The sequence below is a fragment of the Dyella sp. BiH032 genome, assembly GCF_031954525.1.
GTDB lineage: Bacteria > Pseudomonadota > Gammaproteobacteria > Xanthomonadales > Rhodanobacteraceae > Dyella_D.
Genome location: NZ_CP134867.1, coordinates 711,681 through 727,590, shown reverse-complemented (window position 1 = coordinate 727,590; position 15,910 = coordinate 711,681). Strand labels below are relative to the sequence as shown.

General features: G+C 69.1%; 15 protein-coding genes. 5 read left to right on the top strand and 10 right to left on the bottom strand.

Annotation, left to right across the window (positions count from 1 at the left end; all coding sequences use genetic code 11):
- Positions 1-92 precede the first annotated feature (92 nt).
- Together RKE25_RS03165 and RKE25_RS03160 are read right to left on the bottom strand one after the other, a co-directional pair.
- The gene (locus RKE25_RS03165; RefSeq protein ID WP_311840818.1) at positions 93-1,451 is read right to left on the bottom strand and encodes a S41 family peptidase; all 1,359 of its coding nucleotides are present in this window, start codon (positions 1,449-1,451) and stop codon (positions 93-95) included.
- Positions 1,452-1,569: 118 nt separating this feature from the next.
- Entirely contained in the window at positions 1,570-2,769 is a 1,200-nt protein-coding gene (locus RKE25_RS03160; RefSeq protein ID WP_311840817.1) for a peptidoglycan DD-metalloendopeptidase family protein, read from the bottom strand.
- A gap of 146 nt (positions 2,770-2,915) precedes the next feature.
- On the opposite strand from RKE25_RS03160, the gene RKE25_RS03155 reads away from it, so the two are divergent.
- The gene (locus RKE25_RS03155) at positions 2,916-5,012 is read left to right on the top strand and encodes a TonB-dependent receptor (protein ID WP_311840816.1); all 2,097 of its coding nucleotides are present in this window, start codon (positions 2,916-2,918) and stop codon (positions 5,010-5,012) included.
- 18 nt (positions 5,013-5,030) lie between these two features.
- On the opposite strand, the gene RKE25_RS03150 is transcribed toward RKE25_RS03155, so the two are convergent.
- The 5 genes from RKE25_RS03150 to RKE25_RS03130 form a co-directional block, all read right to left on the bottom strand.
- Positions 5,031-5,495: a cupin domain-containing protein gene (locus RKE25_RS03150; RefSeq protein ID WP_311840815.1), complete on the bottom strand. Its 465-nt coding sequence runs from the start codon at positions 5,493-5,495 to the stop codon at positions 5,031-5,033.
- 1 nt (position 5,496) lies between these two features.
- Positions 5,497-6,255 carry a twin-arginine translocase subunit TatC gene (tatC, locus tag RKE25_RS03145; RefSeq protein WP_311840814.1) on the bottom strand — a complete coding sequence of 253 codons (759 nt, stop codon included), beginning with the start codon at positions 6,253-6,255 and terminating at the stop codon, positions 5,497-5,499.
- Positions 6,242-6,643, bottom strand: coding sequence for a Sec-independent protein translocase protein TatB (gene tatB, locus RKE25_RS03140; RefSeq protein WP_311840813.1), 402 nt, complete (start codon positions 6,641-6,643; stop codon positions 6,242-6,244). The genes tatC and tatB overlap by 14 nt, the downstream gene beginning before the upstream one ends.
- A 20-nt stretch (positions 6,644-6,663) precedes the next feature.
- Entirely contained in the window at positions 6,664-6,894 is a 231-nt protein-coding gene (gene tatA / locus RKE25_RS03135) for a Sec-independent protein translocase subunit TatA (protein WP_311840812.1), read from the bottom strand.
- A 67-nt stretch (positions 6,895-6,961) separates the two neighbouring features.
- Positions 6,962-7,651 (bottom strand): lipid-binding SYLF domain-containing protein, encoded by a 690-nt coding sequence (locus tag RKE25_RS03130; protein WP_311840811.1) that lies wholly within the window; start codon positions 7,649-7,651, stop codon positions 6,962-6,964.
- A 109-nt stretch (positions 7,652-7,760) separates the two neighbouring features.
- On the opposite strand from RKE25_RS03130, the gene hemH reads away from it, so the two are divergent.
- From hemH to RKE25_RS03110, 4 genes are all read left to right on the top strand, one after another.
- Positions 7,761-8,807 carry a ferrochelatase gene (hemH, locus tag RKE25_RS03125; RefSeq protein ID WP_311840810.1) on the top strand — a complete coding sequence of 349 codons (1,047 nt, stop codon included), beginning with the start codon at positions 7,761-7,763 and terminating at the stop codon, positions 8,805-8,807.
- Complete coding sequence (locus RKE25_RS03120) at positions 8,804-9,655, top strand: alpha/beta hydrolase (protein ID WP_311840809.1); 852 nt, start codon at positions 8,804-8,806, stop codon at positions 9,653-9,655. Before hemH ends, RKE25_RS03120 begins: the two co-directional genes overlap by 4 nt.
- Positions 9,656-9,699: 44 nt before the next feature.
- Entirely contained in the window at positions 9,700-10,506 is an 807-nt protein-coding gene (locus RKE25_RS03115) for an AraC family transcriptional regulator (protein WP_311840808.1), read from the top strand.
- Positions 10,507-10,582: 76 nt separating this feature from the next.
- Positions 10,583-12,451, top strand: coding sequence for an aspartyl protease family protein (locus RKE25_RS03110; RefSeq protein WP_311840807.1), 1,869 nt, complete (start codon positions 10,583-10,585; stop codon positions 12,449-12,451).
- A gap of 89 nt (positions 12,452-12,540) precedes the next feature.
- On the opposite strand, the gene RKE25_RS03105 is transcribed toward RKE25_RS03110, so the two are convergent.
- From RKE25_RS03105 to RKE25_RS03095, 3 genes are read right to left on the bottom strand one after another with little or no spacing between them, the layout of a single operon-like run.
- Complete coding sequence (locus RKE25_RS03105) at positions 12,541-13,557, bottom strand: HlyD family secretion protein (RefSeq protein WP_311840806.1); 1,017 nt, start codon at positions 13,555-13,557, stop codon at positions 12,541-12,543.
- Between the two features lie 9 nt (positions 13,558-13,566).
- Positions 13,567-13,782: a DUF1656 domain-containing protein gene (locus tag RKE25_RS03100; RefSeq protein ID WP_311840805.1), complete on the bottom strand. Its 216-nt coding sequence runs from the start codon at positions 13,780-13,782 to the stop codon at positions 13,567-13,569.
- The gene (locus RKE25_RS03095; RefSeq protein WP_311840804.1) at positions 13,772-15,907 is read right to left on the bottom strand and encodes an FUSC family protein; all 2,136 of its coding nucleotides are present in this window, start codon (positions 15,905-15,907) and stop codon (positions 13,772-13,774) included. Before RKE25_RS03095 ends, RKE25_RS03100 begins: the two co-directional genes overlap by 11 nt.
- Positions 15,908-15,910: the final 3 nt, after the last annotated feature.

Genomic DNA, 15,910 nt, shown 5'->3' with positions numbered 1-15,910 from the left:
GAAGAAGATGCCGGCACGCATGGTAACGCGCGCCACGCCCGGGTTGGCATCCGGCTGCCGCAGGAGCGGCGGCCGGGTGATCCTCGGCAGGTTTACTGCCGTGCGGCCTGCGCGGGCACGCCGTGATTGAGCGCCAGCCCCTTGAGCACGTTCAGCGCCTGGGAAAGCGCATAGTCCTGGGTGGCCAGCTTGGCGTTCTCGGCGCTGCCGTCGTTGTCGAGGTCCTTGCGGTCTTTGCTGCCGTCCTCGTTGGCGAGATGGTTGCGCAGGTCGGCCTCGGAACCGATCAGGGTGGCCGGGCTGTCGGTCTTGTTCACGGCCAGGTCGGCGAGCGCGATGTCCGGCTTGATGCCCTCGGCCTGGATCGACGTCCCGTTGGGCGTGTAATAGCGCGCCGTGGTGATCTTCACCGCGTGCTCGGCATCCAGCGGCAGCACGGTCTGCACCACGCCCTTGCCGAAGGTCCGGCGACCGATGATCAAGGCCCGATGGTTGTCCTTCAGCGCCCCCGAAACGATCTCGGCCGCCGACGCGGTGCCGTTGTCCACCAGCACGACCATGGGGGCGCCCTTGAGCAGGTCGCCGGCATGGGCCGAGAAGCTGAGGTTGGCGTCCTGCAGGCGGCCACGCGTGGTGACGATGGTGCCGCTGTCGAGGAAGGCATCGCTCACGCCGACGGCGGCGGTGAGCAGGCCGCCGGGGTTCGAGCGCAGGTCCAGCACGGCGCCGTGCTGCTGGCCGTTCTTCTTGATCAGCTCGTCGAGCTTCTTCTCGAGGTCCGGTGCGGTGTCCTCCTGGAACTGGCTCAGGCGGATATATGCATAGCCGGGCTCCAGTTCGCGCACCTTCACACTGGTGACGGAGATGCGCTCGCGCACCAGCGTCATGTCCACGGGCTTGTCGCTTTTTTCGTGCAGGATGGACAGTGTGATCTTGCTGCCCGGATCGCCGCGCAGCTTCTTGAACATGTCGTCGATGTTCTCCGGGTCCACCGCGGTGCCGTCGACCTTCACGATGATGTCGCCGGGCTTGATGCCGGCGCGCGAGGCAGGCGTATCGTCGATCGGCGCGACGATGCGCAACGACCCGTCCACCTGCAGCACTTCGATGCCGAGGCCACCGTACTGACCCGTGGTGTCTTCGCTCAGTTCGGCGAGACCTTCCTTGTCCAGGTACTCGCTATGCGGATCCAGCCCGGCAAGCATGCCGCTGATGGCGGCCTTCATCATGGTCTTGTTGTCGACCTTCTCGACATAAGCCTGCCGCACCATCTCATAGACGCGGCTGAAGTTGCGGATGTCGTCCATGTCGACTGCGTCGGACGCCGCGCTCGACGCGGCCTTCGCCGGCTCCGCGGCGGGCTTGGCAGGGCCCTTCGCGGGCGTGGCCTGCAGCGGCAGCGCGGGGGCCGCCAGCAGCAGCGCGATAAGGCTCAGGGAGGAAAACCGCATGAACTTGCTCCGGGGAAACAGGGGGCGCGCCGGCCTGCGGGGCGGCGCCTGGCCGCTTGGACCGCCGCGACGCGCCGGAATTCAACCAAGGCTAGCCTGCTGCGACGCGTGCGCGGCGTCAACGCTGGCGCGCGAGCCAGCTGCGCGGATCCACCGGCTTGTTGTTCTGGCGCAACTCGAAGTACACGCCGGTGTTCACGCCAGTGGGCGCCGCAGCGGTGCCGACCGCCTGGCCGGCCTCCACTTCGTCGCCCACGCCGCGCAGCAGGCTCTCGTTGTTGCCGTACATGCTGAGCCAGCCGCCGCCGTGGTTGAGGATCAGCAACATGCCGTAGCCGCGCAGGAAGGCAGCATAGACCACGCGTCCGCGGGCCACGGCGCGCACTTCGCTGCCGCCGGATGCCTTGATCAGCACGCCGTTGCCGTAGGTGTTGACCACGCCGTTGGCCGGCCAGGGCAGGTTGCCGCGGATGTTGGCGCTGCCCTTGCCCGGTGGGCCGCTGGGCGCGGCCGGGTTGGCCTTGGCCGCCTTGGCGGCCTCGCGCGCGGCGTCGTCGATGGCCTTCTGCAGCTTGTCGACCAGGGTATTGAGCGACTGGGCGTTTTGCTTGAGCTGCGCCAGCCGCTCGCCCTGATCCTTGTACTGGGCATCGGTCTGAGCGGCGAGCCGCGCCTGTTCGGCGCGCTGCTGTTCGAGCGTCTTGGCCTGTTGCTCGCGCTGCGCCTTGGCGGTCTGCAGGGCCTGCTGCTCGATGGATATGCGCGCTTCCAGGTCCTGCAGGCGAGCCAGGTCGCCCATCAGTTTCTGCACCCGCTGCACGCGGTCTTCCTGGAAGTACTTGGAATAGGTCAATGCACGCGCCACCCGGGCGATGTCCTCGTCGCCGAGCAGCAGGCGCAGGTCGGAACCACGGCCCAGCGTGTACGTCGCGCGGAGCAGGTCGGCGATCGCCGCGCGCTGGCCGTCGAGGTTCTTCTGCAGAGCGGCACGGTCCTGCTGCAACTTGTCCAGCTCGCGCTGCTTCGCCGCCAGGTCGGCATCGGTCTGGCGCACGGCTTTCGCCGCGCTGGCCAGCGCGTTCGCACGCTTGGCCAGTTCGGCATTGGCCGCGTCACGCTTGGTCGCGGTTTCGGCTTGCTCCTTGGCCAGCGCCTCCATCTTGCTGCGGACTTCGGCCAGTCGTTTCTGCGCGTCGGCCTGTTCGGCCTTGGTCTTGTCCTGCGCAGACGCGGGCGCGGCACAAAGCGCGAGCAGCGCCAGCAAAGCGGCACCGATCAGGCCGCGGGAACGACGGACAGAGCAGCGGATAGTGAGCATCGCGCGATTATGGAGGGGCGGGCTGAACGTGGCGAGAGGCTAGCCGGCGCGACGCCATACGCAAAAGCAGCGCCCCGCCCGCCACTACGACTTGCCGCTCACTCCTTCTCCCCTACCATCGCCGCCTTATCCCCAGGAAAGCGTCCATGCGATACAGGGACAAGGCACTCGGCACGGGCGCACTCCTGCTGTGCCTGGCCGGCGCAACGCAGGCGGCGGACACCACAGACTTGCCGCCGGTGCAGGTCAATGCGACCCGCCTGGCCATCCCGCCCTTCGAACTGCCCGCCTCGCTCAGCGTGGTCGCGGTGGCGGCGGGCGACAGCGGCAAGCCGGGGGTCAACCTGTCGGAGGCATTGATCGGCGTGCCCGGCGTACTGGCGCGCGACCGCCAGAACTATGCGCAGGACGAACAGATTTCCCTGCGTGGATTCGGGTCGCGCGCCACCTTCGGCGTGCGCGGTGTGCGGCTGTACGCGGATGGCATCCCCGCCACCATGCCGGACGGCCAGGGCCAGGTCTCGCATTTCAGCCTGGACGCGGCGGACCGCGTGGAAGTGCTGCGCGGTCCTTTCTCGGCGCTTTATGGCAATGCCTCCGGCGGCGTGGTGCAGATCTGGAGCGCCGAGGGCACCGATCCACCGGTCACCCGCATCGGCCTGTTCGGGGGCAGCAACGGCACGGCGCGGGTCGGCGCGTCCACGCGCGGCCGGCAAGGCGGCTTCGACTACAACCTCGCGCTGTCCCACTTCCAGACCGCCGGCTACCGCGACCACAGCAGGGCCCGCCGGGAATCCGGCAATGCGCGCCTGGGCTTCGACCTGGGGCGCGGCGGGCATCTCACCCTGGTGTTCAACACGGTGGCCCTGCCGCAGGCACGCGATCCCCTGGGGCTCACGCGCGCCCAGGTCGCTGCCGATCCGCGCCAGGCCACGGTCGCCGCGTACCAGTTCGACACGCGCAAGAGCGTGCACCAGGCGCAGGGCGGCGGCGTCTACGAACTGGCTCCGGATGCCGACACGCAGTGGCGCGTGATGGCGTATTACGGGGAGCGCGGCGTGCAGCAGATGTTGTCGGTGCCGGTGGCCGCGCAAAGAAATCCGCTCAACTCCGGCGGCGTGGTGGATCTGGATACCTCCTACGGCGGAATGGATGCCCGCTGGACGCGCCGGGCCGAACTGGCCGGCCGGCCGCTGGAGGCGGTACTTGGCGTGAGCTACGACGATCAGCGCCAGCACCGCCGGGGCTACGAGAATTTTGTCGGCAACGTGCTGGGCGTCGCGGGCCGGCTGCGCCGCGACGAGGACGACCGGGTCAGGAACGTCGATCCGTACGCGCAGCTCTATTGGCGCTTCGCCGAGCGCGGGTCGCTCCTGGCCGGCATGCGCCATAGTGAGGTGCGCTTCCGGGCGCAGGATCACTACGTGGTCCCCGGCAATCCGGACGACAGCGGCAGCGTCAGCTATGGCGCGACCACGCCCGTGCTGGGCCTGCAATACCGCCCGGCGGACCGGCTCCGCCTCTATGCCAGCTACGGCGAGGGTTTCGAGACCCCGACGTTCGCCGAACTGGGCTACCGCGCCGACGGCGGCGCCGGCCTGGCCTTCGACCTGCGCCCCGCACGCAGCCGGCAAGGCGAGCTGGGCGCCAAGTGGCGAGCGGGGGAAGACTGGTCGGCGGAAGCCGCATGGTTCCGGGCGGACACCCGCCATGAACTGGTGGTGGCCAGCAACAGCGGCGGCCGTTCCAGCTACCGCAACATCGGCCGCAGCCGTCGCCAGGGCGCCGAACTTTCGCTGCGTGGCGAACTGGGCGGCGGCTGGCGCCTGGCGTTCGGCGCAACACACGTGCAGGCGACGTTCCGCGAGGCGTTCCCCACGGGCACGCCGCCGGTCCGCGTCCGCTCTGGGACGCGCATTCCCGGGGTGCCGGAGAACTACGGCTCCCTGCGTATCGAACGCGGCGGCGCGCTGGGCTGGCGCATGGGCGTCGAGTGGCAGGGCGTCGGCGCGGTGACGGTGGACGATCGCGGCAGCGAGCGAGCGCCCGGCTACGTACTGGCCGGGGCCGACGTGGGTTACGGCCTGACGCTGGGCGCCGCCCGGCTGCACCTGAGCGCGCGCGTGGACAACCTGTTCGATCGGCGCGCGATCGGCTCGGTGATCGTCAACGAGAGCAACGGCCGCTACTACGAACCGGCGCCGGGACGCACGGCCATGCTCGGTGCGCAACTGGAGTTCTAGCCACGCGCATGCCGCGGCTCAACGGGCTGGCGATGCCAACAGGGAGCGCAACGTATCGCCGAACGGTTCGTCGGCCAGCAGGCGAAAACCGGCGAACTCGAACGCCGGCGCAACCGTGCAGGTGACCAGGGTGTATCCACCCAGCGGCCGCGCCGCTTGCCAGGCGTGCGCGGGCACCACGCACGCCGGCGTGCCACCCTGCACCAACGGACCGAGCCGGTGGCGTTCCAGGCGGCGCTCCGCCGGGCGATAGATCAACAGCTCCAGCGGGTCACCTTCCGCGTAATGCCAGGCTTCCTCGGCATCGACCGCGTGCCACGCGCTGACCTCGCCGGCCGCGAGCAGGAAATGGATGGCGCTCAACGCGGGGCGCGCGCCATCTGCCGCGGCGGCGGTGTAGAAGCGCCGGTAGTGCCCGCCTTCCACGTGCGGCTGCAGGTCCAGGGCCGCGACCAGCTCCGCCGCGCGCCCGGTGGCCGGCACCTCAGCGCGCCTCGGCTTCCGCGCGCGGCTTGACCAGCCAGCGCACCGCCAGCAGGCCCAGCTCGTAGAGGAAGCACATCGGTACGGCCAGCATGATCATCGAGGTGATGTCCGGCGGCGTGATGAATGCGGCGATGGTGAAAGCACCGACGATGGCGTAGCGCCGGCCGTCGCGCAGCTGCTCCAGGGTGACCACGCCGATCGCGGCGAGGATCACCACCGCGACAGGCACCTCGAAGCACAAGCCGAAGGCGAAGAACATCAGCATGACGAAATCGAGGTAGTGCGTGATGTCCGTCATCATCTCCACGCCCTCCGGCGTCACCGCCGTGAGGAAGCGGAACGCCGCCGGCAGCACCAGGAAATAGGCGAACGCGCAGCCGATGTAGAACAGCGCCAGCGCCGCCACCAGCAGCGGCCGCGCCAGGCGCTTCTCGTGCCGGTACAGGCCCGGACTGACGAAGGCCCACAGCTGGTAGAGGATCATCGGCATGCTGATGAACAGCGCCGCGTAGAACGCCAGCTTCAGGGGCGTCACGAACGGGCTGGCCACTTCGGTGGCAATCAGGTGCGCGCCCTGCGGCAGCCTCGCCACCAGCGGCGCGGCCAGCTCGGCGTACAGGTGGTTGGCGAACGGCACCAGCGCCATCAGCACGACGGCCACCGTCACGATGGCGCGCAGCAGGCGCGAGCGCAGCTCGATCAGATGGGAAAAGAGGCCTTCCTCGAGGCCTTCGGGTTCCTGCTCAGGCGCCGCCATGCGTTGGGTCCTTGGGGGGCGTCTCGGGTGCGGGCGCCGGTGCTTCACCGGCGATGGGACTCTGCGTGCCGGGTTCAGGGGCCGCGGCGGCAGGCGTCACGGTGGCGGGCCCGACCGTCTCGGCGCCGGCATCGCGCACCTTGCGCAACGTCGCGTCCAGTTCGGACTGGGCGGCCTGGGCGCGCTCCGCCGCCTCGCGGGCCTGGCGCTTGATCTCCTCGACCTGCAGCTCGCGCTCGACCTCGGCGCGCACGCTGTCCCACCCGCTGCGCACCCGGCGCAGCAGGGCGCCAGCGGTGCGCGCGGCATGGGGCAGCTTTTCCGGGCCGAGCACGATCAGCGCGACGAGCGCAAGCAACACCAGCTTGCCGAAGCTGATCTCGATCATTGCCTGGGTTCCGCCCGGGTTTACTTGGCTTCGGTCTTGTCTTGCTGAGTCTGCGTGCTGCCGGCCGCCGGCGGCGGATCGGCCTGCAGGCGCTGGCCGTCCTTGGATTTGTCGCTCTCCTCGCCGCCGTCCAGGCCTTTCTTGAAGTCGCGCACGGCGCCGCCCAGGTCGGAACCGATGTTGCGCAGCTTCTTGGTGCCGAAGATCAGCACCACGACGACCAGCAGGATGATGAGGTGGGTCATGCTCATGAGAGGGGCCTCGAATGCGGATGAAGACCGGAAAACGTTCGCACGGTGGTGCGCCGGCCTTTCCGAATCAGCGCTGAGTGTACTCCTCCAGGCGGTCGCGGAAATCGACGACCTGGGCAGGAACGTTGGAGACGCCGCCCTCGAAGATGCGGCGGGGCGTGATGCCCTTGCCGTAGATCTCCTCATTCGCGTCGTAATCGATGCGCAAGGCGGAGCCATCCAGGGCCACGCCGGCGAACAGGCCGCGCGAGCGCGAGTACGAGTAGATCTCGGCCTTGAACTGGGCATCGGTGGAAGCGGTCGCCGTGCGGCCCACCGGACCGGCAGCCGCGGCGGCGTCGGCACCCAGGGTGAACTTGCCGTTGACGATGGAATCCACGCCGCGCTGGGTGCGGAACACCAGGATCACGTCGGTGGACGAGACGCCCGCCTGGAAGCCCACGCTGCCGCCCGTGAGGGACACGAAGCTGGGATTCGACCAGGTGCCGTCCGGCCCCTTCACCGAGATGAGGCCCTCGCCCCGGCGGCCGCCGAAGATGAAACCGGCCTTGATCATGTCGGGAATGACGGCGATCGCGTGGGCCTCTTTCAGCAAGTCGCCCGGGATCGACTTGTCCGGGGCTTCCATGATCTCGTTGAGCACGCGCACGGCATTCTTCGCGCGCACCAGCGGCGGGTCCTCGGCATGGACGGACATGGCCGGCAGCAGCAGGACCAGGGTGGCGAGCAGCAGACGGCGCAGCGGTGCTTTGAACATGGGTGACTCCTGTTGCGGGGTTCCTTCGGGGCGCCCCGCGACCTCCGGTCGCGTGGGGAGCCACATGGCTTGTGGCAGACTTCGGGGCCGCATTCGCCACGTCGCCACCATGCCTCGCAGCCACTATACCGGCCTGGCCGGGCTTTCCGATGACCGCCCCGTTAAAGCCGGCGTCCTGCTGGTGAACCTGGGCACACCCGAGGCAGCCACGCCACGGGCGGTGCGTCCTTACCTCGCCGAGTTCCTTGGCGATCCCCGCGTGATCGAGTATCCGCGCTGGCTGTGGTGGCTGATTCTGCACGGGGTGATCCTGCGCATCCGCCCGCGCCGCTCGGCCCACGCTTACCAGCGGGTGTGGACGCCCCAGGGCTCGCCGCTGCGCGTCGGCAGCGAAGCCCTGGCGGCTGCGTTGCAGGAGGAATTGGCGCGGCGCATGCCGGGGCCGGTCCAGGTCGCGCTGGCCATGCGCTACGGCCAGCCCTCCGTGAAATCGCAGATCGAACGGTTGCAGCGCGAGGGCGTGCGCCGCCTGCTGGTGCTGCCGCTCTATCCGCAGTACTCGGCCACTTCTACCGGCTCCGTACTGGACGCCGTGGCAGATAGCCTCAAGACGTTGCGTTGGCCGCCGGAGCTGCGCGTGGTCAACGACTACCACGACGATCCCGGCCACATCGACGCCCTGGCGCGGAGCATCGAGAACTGGTGGCAGGCCAACGGCCGCGGCGAACGGTTGCTGCTGTCCTTCCATGGCATTCCGGAACGCTACGTGCGTGCCGGCGATCCCTATCTCCTGCAATGCGGCGCCACGGCGCGCCTGCTGCGCGAGCGGCTGGGCCTGCAACCTTCCGAGTTGCTGGTGAGCTTCCAGTCGCGCGTAGGACGCGAGCCCTGGCTGCAGCCCTACACCGACGCGACCGTGCGGGAACTCGCGGCACAGGGCATCAAGCGTATCGACGTGGCCTGCCCGGGCTTCGCGGTGGACTGCCTGGAGACGCTCGAGGAGATCGCCATGCAGAACCGCGAGTTCTTCATCGAGGCCGGCGGCCAGGACCTCCGCTACATTCCCGCGCTCAACGACAGTCGCGGCCAGGTCGACAGCCTCGCCGGGCTGGCGCTGCGCCACATGCAAGGCTGGCCGGAGCGCGACGAGGCATGAGCGCGCCGGTCGAACGCGCGCTCGAACTGCCTCAGCTCACCTTGCGCGCGCTGACCTGGGGTGGCGACACCCTGCCGCCGCTGCTGGCCCTGCACGGCTGGCTGGACAACGCCGGCAGCTACGCCTACCTGGCACCGCGGCTCGCGGAGCGACGCCGCGTCATCGCCCTCGAACTGCCGGGACATGGGCATTCGGGCCATCTGCCGGCAGGCATGCACTATCACTTCGTGGACTACGTCCGCGGTGTGCTCGCCGCCGCGGACCAACTTGGCCTCGAACGCTTCGACCTGCTCGGCCACTCGCTGGGCGCCGGCATCGCGGCCCTGGTCGCCGCCGCCGCGCCGGCACGGATTCGCCGCCTGCTGCTGATCGAAGGGCTGGGGCCGCTGGGCGACGACGGCACGCGGACCTTGCAGCGATTCCGCGACGGCATCGAGCCGCCGGCCAACGGCAAGGGCCTGCGCGTCTTTCGCGACATCGACCAGGCCGTGGCCGCCCGCGCCATCGCCGGCGGCCTGCGCGCGGAGCTGGCGCGCCCGATCGTGGAACGGGGTCTTGCGGAAGTCGCCGATGGCTGGTGCTGGCGCAGCGATCCTCGCCTGACCCGCGTCTCGCCGCTGCGACTGGCCGAGGCACAGATCCACGCGCTGCTGCGCGGCATCGAGGCGCCCACCGCGCTGCTCCTGGCGCGGCCCGCCACTTCGTACCTGCCGAGCGAGCCGATGGCGCTCCGCGCCGCGTGCGTCGCCCACATCACCGTGAGCCACCTCGATGGCGGGCATCACCTCCAGCTGGAACACCCCGACGCCGTGGCCACTTGGGCGCTGAACCACCTCGACGCCCCCTGACCAACGGCACGCGGCGCGCCTTACCGCCTCCGTACACTGGCCTCATGCAACATCTCGGCCGCGCCAACTTCGGCTCTCCCCTGCACCGCCGCTCCGTCGGCGGCCTGCTCGTGACCGCCACTGCCTACGCGGGCAAAGGCGACTTGCCGATGCACGAACACGACGATGCCTATCTCTGCCTGGTCGCCGGCGGCGCCTATACGCAACATGCGTCCGCAGGAGAAACCGCGTGCGCGCCGGGCCTGCTGCTGGCGCATCCGCAGGGTCACCGCCACGCCAACCGGTTCTCGCCGCAGGGTGCGCGCTGCCTGAGCATCTTTCCGTCGGGCGCACTGGCCGAAGGCGTGGGGGTGCGTCGACTGCTGGGCGATTTTCGCGCCCTGCATCTGCCTGGGGCGACGCGCCTGCTCGCGCGCATCGAACGCGAACTGGCGGCGGAAGACGATGCCGCGGCGCTGGCCCTGCAGTCCGCGGTACTCGAACTGGTCGCGCTGGCCTGCCGCAACGAACCGGCGGAACGCCGCCCCGCATGGCTGGTGAAGGTGCTCGAACGGCTGCACGACGATCCGGCGGCCGACCTATCGCTGGCCGAACTGGGACAGCTGGCGGGTGTTCATCCGGCGCACTTGGCGCGGAGCTTCCAGCAGGCGCAAGGCATGTCGGTGGGCGATTACCGCCGGATGCTGCGCATCCGCCAGGCCTGCCATGCGCTGGCCGACCGCGCCCGTCCGATCGTCGAGATCGCGGCCGAGGCCGGGTTCGCGGACCAGAGTCATTTCGCGCGCGTGTTCAAGCGTGCGGTCGGCGAGACGCCGCGTGACTATCGGCATAAAACGCAACGCGCGTCCTGAAACCTCACGTCCGTCCTAGCCGGCGCCGTGAGCGCGGCGGCAGCATGCCGCCCACGCACGACGAGGAACGAACGCCATGATCCAGCCCCGCACCCTGCCCTTGCTGATCGCCGCCCTGCTGCTCCCCGCGCTGGCCTGCGCGGACGATGCCGACACCCTGTTGCGCGAGCTGCGCCAGGCCCACGGTGCCGACGCCCTGCACCGCCACGCCGCCATCGACGCCGAAGGCAGCCAGCAAGCCGACGGCCTCGAAGGCCGCTGGCAGCAGACCGTGGACCTGCGCGGCGGCCAGTACGCGACGCGGATGCGCAACGAGCTGTTCGCGGTCGCCGACGGCTATGACGCGAAGGGCCGCTGGCGCCAGGACAACACCGGCCTGGTCCATGACCTGAATTCGCCGGAAGCCAGGACAGTCGCCGCCAGCGAGAACTGGTTGCGCCGGCTCGGCTTCCTCGATGCAAACGATGGCACGCGCTATCGCCTGCTGCCGCAGGCCGACGAAGAAGGCCATCGGTTCGAGCGCCTCGAAGCGACGCCAACGGGCGGTCGCGCTGTGACCCTGTGGATCGACCCGGCGACGCACCGGCTGGATCACGCCACCTGGCAGAGCTCGTTCCTCCAGATCACCCAGCGCTATGGCGACTATCGCGCCGTCGATGGCGCGACGCTGCCGTTCCGCATCGTCGACAAGGCCACCACCGCGGCCGGCGGATCGGATAGCGAGAACGTCGCCACCGTCACCCGTTATCGCTGGATCGACGGCACGCCCGCCGGGCTCCTGCAGCGTCCGGACGGCAAGGTCCGCGATGTGACGATGGCCGGAGACGCCCGCCGCGCCACCGTGCCGATGCATCTCGAAGGCGGCTTCCTGCTCGTCGACGTCAGCATCGACGGCAAAGGCCCGCTGCCTTTCATTCTCGATACCGGCGGCCACGCGATCCTCACCGCAGACGCGGCGAATAAGCTCGGCTTCGAAACGCGCGGCGCGGGCGTCAGCACCGGCTCCGGCCCCGGATCGATGAGCACCGCATATACCCGCGTCGGGCACCTCGGGCTGGGTGCCGCGGATGTCCGCGATCTCACCTTCCTGGTGATGCCGTATCCGCATGAGTTCTACGAGCGCGGCGAAGGCCGCGAGCCGATCGCCGGCATCCTGGGCCTGGAGATTTTCGAACGCTTCGCGGTGACTTTCGATTACGACAAAGGCCAGCTGGTCCTGCAGCCCTACGACCATGGCGACGCACCTGCGGCCGAACGAGGCGAGCGACTTCCGCTGATGTTCACCGACGACATGCCGCTGGTCGATGCGAGCCTCGACGGCCGGCGCGGCACGTTTGGCATCGATACGGGCAACTCCGGGTTGACGCTGTTGTTTCCGCAGTGGGCCGCGCGCCAGGGCATCGCGGCGCGCTACAAAAAAGGCGCGCCATCGCCCACCGGCGGAGTCGGCGGCCTGTTCACCGCGCACTTCGCACATGCCACGAGCATGCAGTTGGGCGGACAGCGGCTGGACAACATCGTGGCCATGCTCACCCGTGCCGACGCGGGTGCCACGGGCAACCCCAGCGAGGCCGGCAACATCGGGCAGGACGTGCTGTCGCGCTTCAACGTGCATTTCGATTACCGGCGCGGCGAGATGGTGCTGCAACCGCGCGCCCAGCCGGCCGAACGGCAGTACGCGATGGCGGGCTTCCGCGCGGGCAAGTCCGCGGCGCAGACGGATCGCTACAAAGTCAACTGGGTGTTGCCCGGCGGCCCCGCGGCGGAAGCGGGACTGAAGGCGGGCGACTTCATCGTTGCGGTCAACGGCAAGCCGGCCAAAGCGATCGGCCTGGGCGAGCTGCGTAGTGCCAGCATGGGCCTTCCCGAAGCGACGCCGCTCGAATTGACCTTGGACAACGGCAAGGTGCTGAAGATGCGCCTGCGCGACGTGGCGCCGCGGTAAGCCTTCACGGGGCGCCAGCACGGAGCGGTGCGCATCCAACGAAAGCCGGGCGCGCCAGCCGGGATTCGTTCGCTCCGCCGGACTACAGCTCAGTTCGTCCGCTTGCGCCTGTCGTCGCGCGGGTACACCTCGATCGTGGCCGTCATGCCCGCCGCGATCAGGACGTCCGGGGGCAGGTGTTCGGTATCGATGGCGATACGCACCGGCACGCGCTGCGCCAGCCGCACCCAGTTGAACGTGGGATTCACGTCGGCGAGCAGGTCGCTGCCGGTGGGATTGTCGCGGTCGGTGATGCCGCGCGCGATGCCGGTGATCTGCCCCTTCAGGCGCGCACCGCCGGCCATGAGCCGGATGTTGACCGGGTCGCCCACGCGCAGGTGCGGCAGCTTGGTTTCCTCGAAATAGCCGTAGATGTAGTAGCTGTGGCTATCGATCAGCGCGAGCCGAGGCGACCCCGTGGAGGCATAGTCGCCGACGCGGATGTCGAGATTGGTCACGTAGCCGTCGACCGGCGCGCGCACTTCGGTGCGCTCCATATCGAGCTTGGCACGGTCCAGTGCCACCTGCGCCTGTTCCACCGCGGCCTCGGCCTGCTGGCGCGCGGCACTGGCCTGGCTGCCGCTAGCCTGCGCCTGTTGCCAGGTGGCGCGGGCGGCGTTGGCAGAAGACACCGCATCGGTGCGCACTTCCTGCGACACCACGTCGCCGAGTTGCTGGCGTCGCTCGGCCTGCCTGGAAAGCATGTCGTAGTCGGCCTTGCGCGCCGCGGCACTGGCCAAGGCCGCGTTGATATTGGCGCCGGCTGCGCGCGCGCTGGCTTCGGCGGCAGCGAGATTGGCCTGAGCCTGAGCCACGGCGTACTCGAAGCGAGACTTGTCGATGGTGAACAGCACGTCGCCCTTCTTCACCAACTGGTTGTCGATGACGGCAACACGGGTGACCAGTCCGGAGACGTCGGGTGCGATGCGCACGACTTCGGCGCGCACGCGGCCGTCGCGGGTCCACGGCGAGTACATGTAGTGACGCCACAGCGCGTGGCCGAGCAGCGCGGCCACGACGACGACCATGGCGGTTAGGGCGAAACGGAGCAGGGAGGCGATTTTCATGGACGTGACTCAGGGAAACAGCAGCAGCCCGGCGGCGCCGAACATGCATACGAAGAGGGCCAGCCGGAATAGCGGCGGATGCCAGACGAAGCGATAGAGGCCGAACCGGCCGACCAGGGTGTCGACCGCCCACAGCGCCAGCAGGCTGCCGAAGAAGACGAGGAGCAGACCAGGCACCAGCGCGTCGGCCAGGGCGATTTCGTTCGGGATGAGGTCATGCAGCATGGGGAGACTCCGTGCCCTGGCCGGCCTGGATGTACGGCGCCATGGCCGATTCGTCGTCGCGCAGCGCGCTGCGCAACAGGTAGAGATGGGTGAGCGCCGCCTGGCAGGTCGAAGGCGACTGGGCCAGGTGGTCGGTCGTGATGTCGATCGCGCGGGCCACCGCGGTATCGGCCCGCCGCCAGCATTCGGCGCGTGGCTGTGCGTAGAGCGCGCCGATCGCGTGCACCGCGTCCTGCACCGGACCGATCACGGAAAGAGGCATGCCGCTGCGCGCGATGTCCTGGCGCAGCTCGATCACGGCGCGGCCGCATTCGTGTACCGACAGCGCCCAGGCCAACAGGCTGCGCGATTCGTCGGTGTCCGGCCGGGTGTAGGTCACCACCTGCTGCACGAGGTCGCGATTGACGCTCTCGAAGCTGTAGAGCAACCCCGGCAATGGCGCATTCGCGGCCAGCACCACCTGGCGCCGCAGCTGCGCCAGCTGGCGCCGGCGCTGCCACGGCGAACCCGTCACCGCCGGCACGAAGACGAAGAACACCGCAGTCATGCCGATGCCGACGACCTGCGCGATGGCGTCGTTGAGGAACCGCGTGGGGTCGTACACCATCGGGTTCTTCAGCGCCAGGATGTACACGTAGCCCAGCGTGTAGCCGGCGCCGACGCCGGGCAGCGTGTGGTTGCGCGTAGTGAGGTACGGGCCGATCAGCAGGAACGGCAAAGTAGCGACGACCAGCATGGCGAAGCCGTCGCCGCCCGGCAGCGCATAGAAAGTGACGAAGTAACCGCCCACCATGCCGGCCACGTAGCCGGCGAGCGTATTGGTCACCGCGAGCATGGGGAAAGCCGAGGCCGCGAACAGGCCGCTGAAGATGGTGGCCAGCAGCATTGCGCTGGAGCCATAGCTCCAGCCGCTGCTCAGCCAGAACACGCTGAGCACCGACATAGTGAGGAAGGTACGCAGCACGCTGACCGACGCGCCCAGCACGTCGTTGCCGCGGCTGAAGCGCACGATCTCCACCGAGCCTTTCAGCTTGCCCTCGCGCAAGGAGGCTTCCAGCGCGGTGAAATCGCGCATTTCGCTACAGAAACGGCGCAGCAGGCCGGCGCCGGTATCGAACTCGAGCCAGGCGTCCGCCCGCAGCTCGGCGCGCAGGCGCGCGGCCAGGGGCGGCAGCACGTCCTCGCAAGCCTGCAGGCGCGGGGCGAGCACGGCCGGATCCTGCTGTTGAACGGGGTCCGGCGACAACGCCTCGCCGATCGGCGCGTACAGCGCGATCAGCGCAGCCGCCACATTGCCGCGGCCGCCGCGCTGCAGGCGATTGATCAAGTGATGGGCCGACTGGAAGCTGGTCGACGCGGACATGTAGCGCTGGTTGAGCAACCGCATGCGACTGCTGCGGGCGCGCGCTTCCGGATCCTCGAAGATCACCGAGGAACGCAGGTCTTCCAATTGCACCGCGGCGCGCACGAAACGCAGGTGCGCCTTCTCCATCTCGCTGCGAGGGATGGTGCCGCCGGTGCTGCCGCGCGCGAAATCGATGAAATGCGCGAAATGCTCCCGCGCACTGCGGCGCAACAGGGGGCGTAGTCGCTCCGGCAGGATCACGTCGCTGACCACACCGGACACGATGATGCCTAGCATTACCTCGCTCACGCGCATCACCGCCGAATCGAACACGTTCAGCGGATTGCTCACCGCCGGCAAGGTCACGATGGCGGCGGTATAGCCGGCCAGCACAAATCCGTAGGCGGCGAAGTTGCGGTAAAGCGTAGCGCCGCCGGCGCAGGCGGCCACCCACAATGACAGGCTGAGCAGGAACAGCTCGCGCTGCTGTGGGAACAGGCTCATCAGCACCAGGCCAAACAGGCTGCCGGCGAAGGTGCCGAGCGCGCGATAGAAGCTCTTGGCCAGCACCATGCCGCTCTGCGGATGCATCACGATAGCGACAGTGATCATCGCGGTGGCCGGCTGCTCCAGCTGAAACAGCATGGCCAGCCAGCAGGTGACGTACATCGCCAGCACGGTCTTGGCCACGAACACCCAGGCGATCCGCTCCTCCGATAGAAAGGCGGGCAGCCAGGGCCAGCGTGCTGCGGCCGTCGTGCTGGTGTCGGCGGGGGACATGGG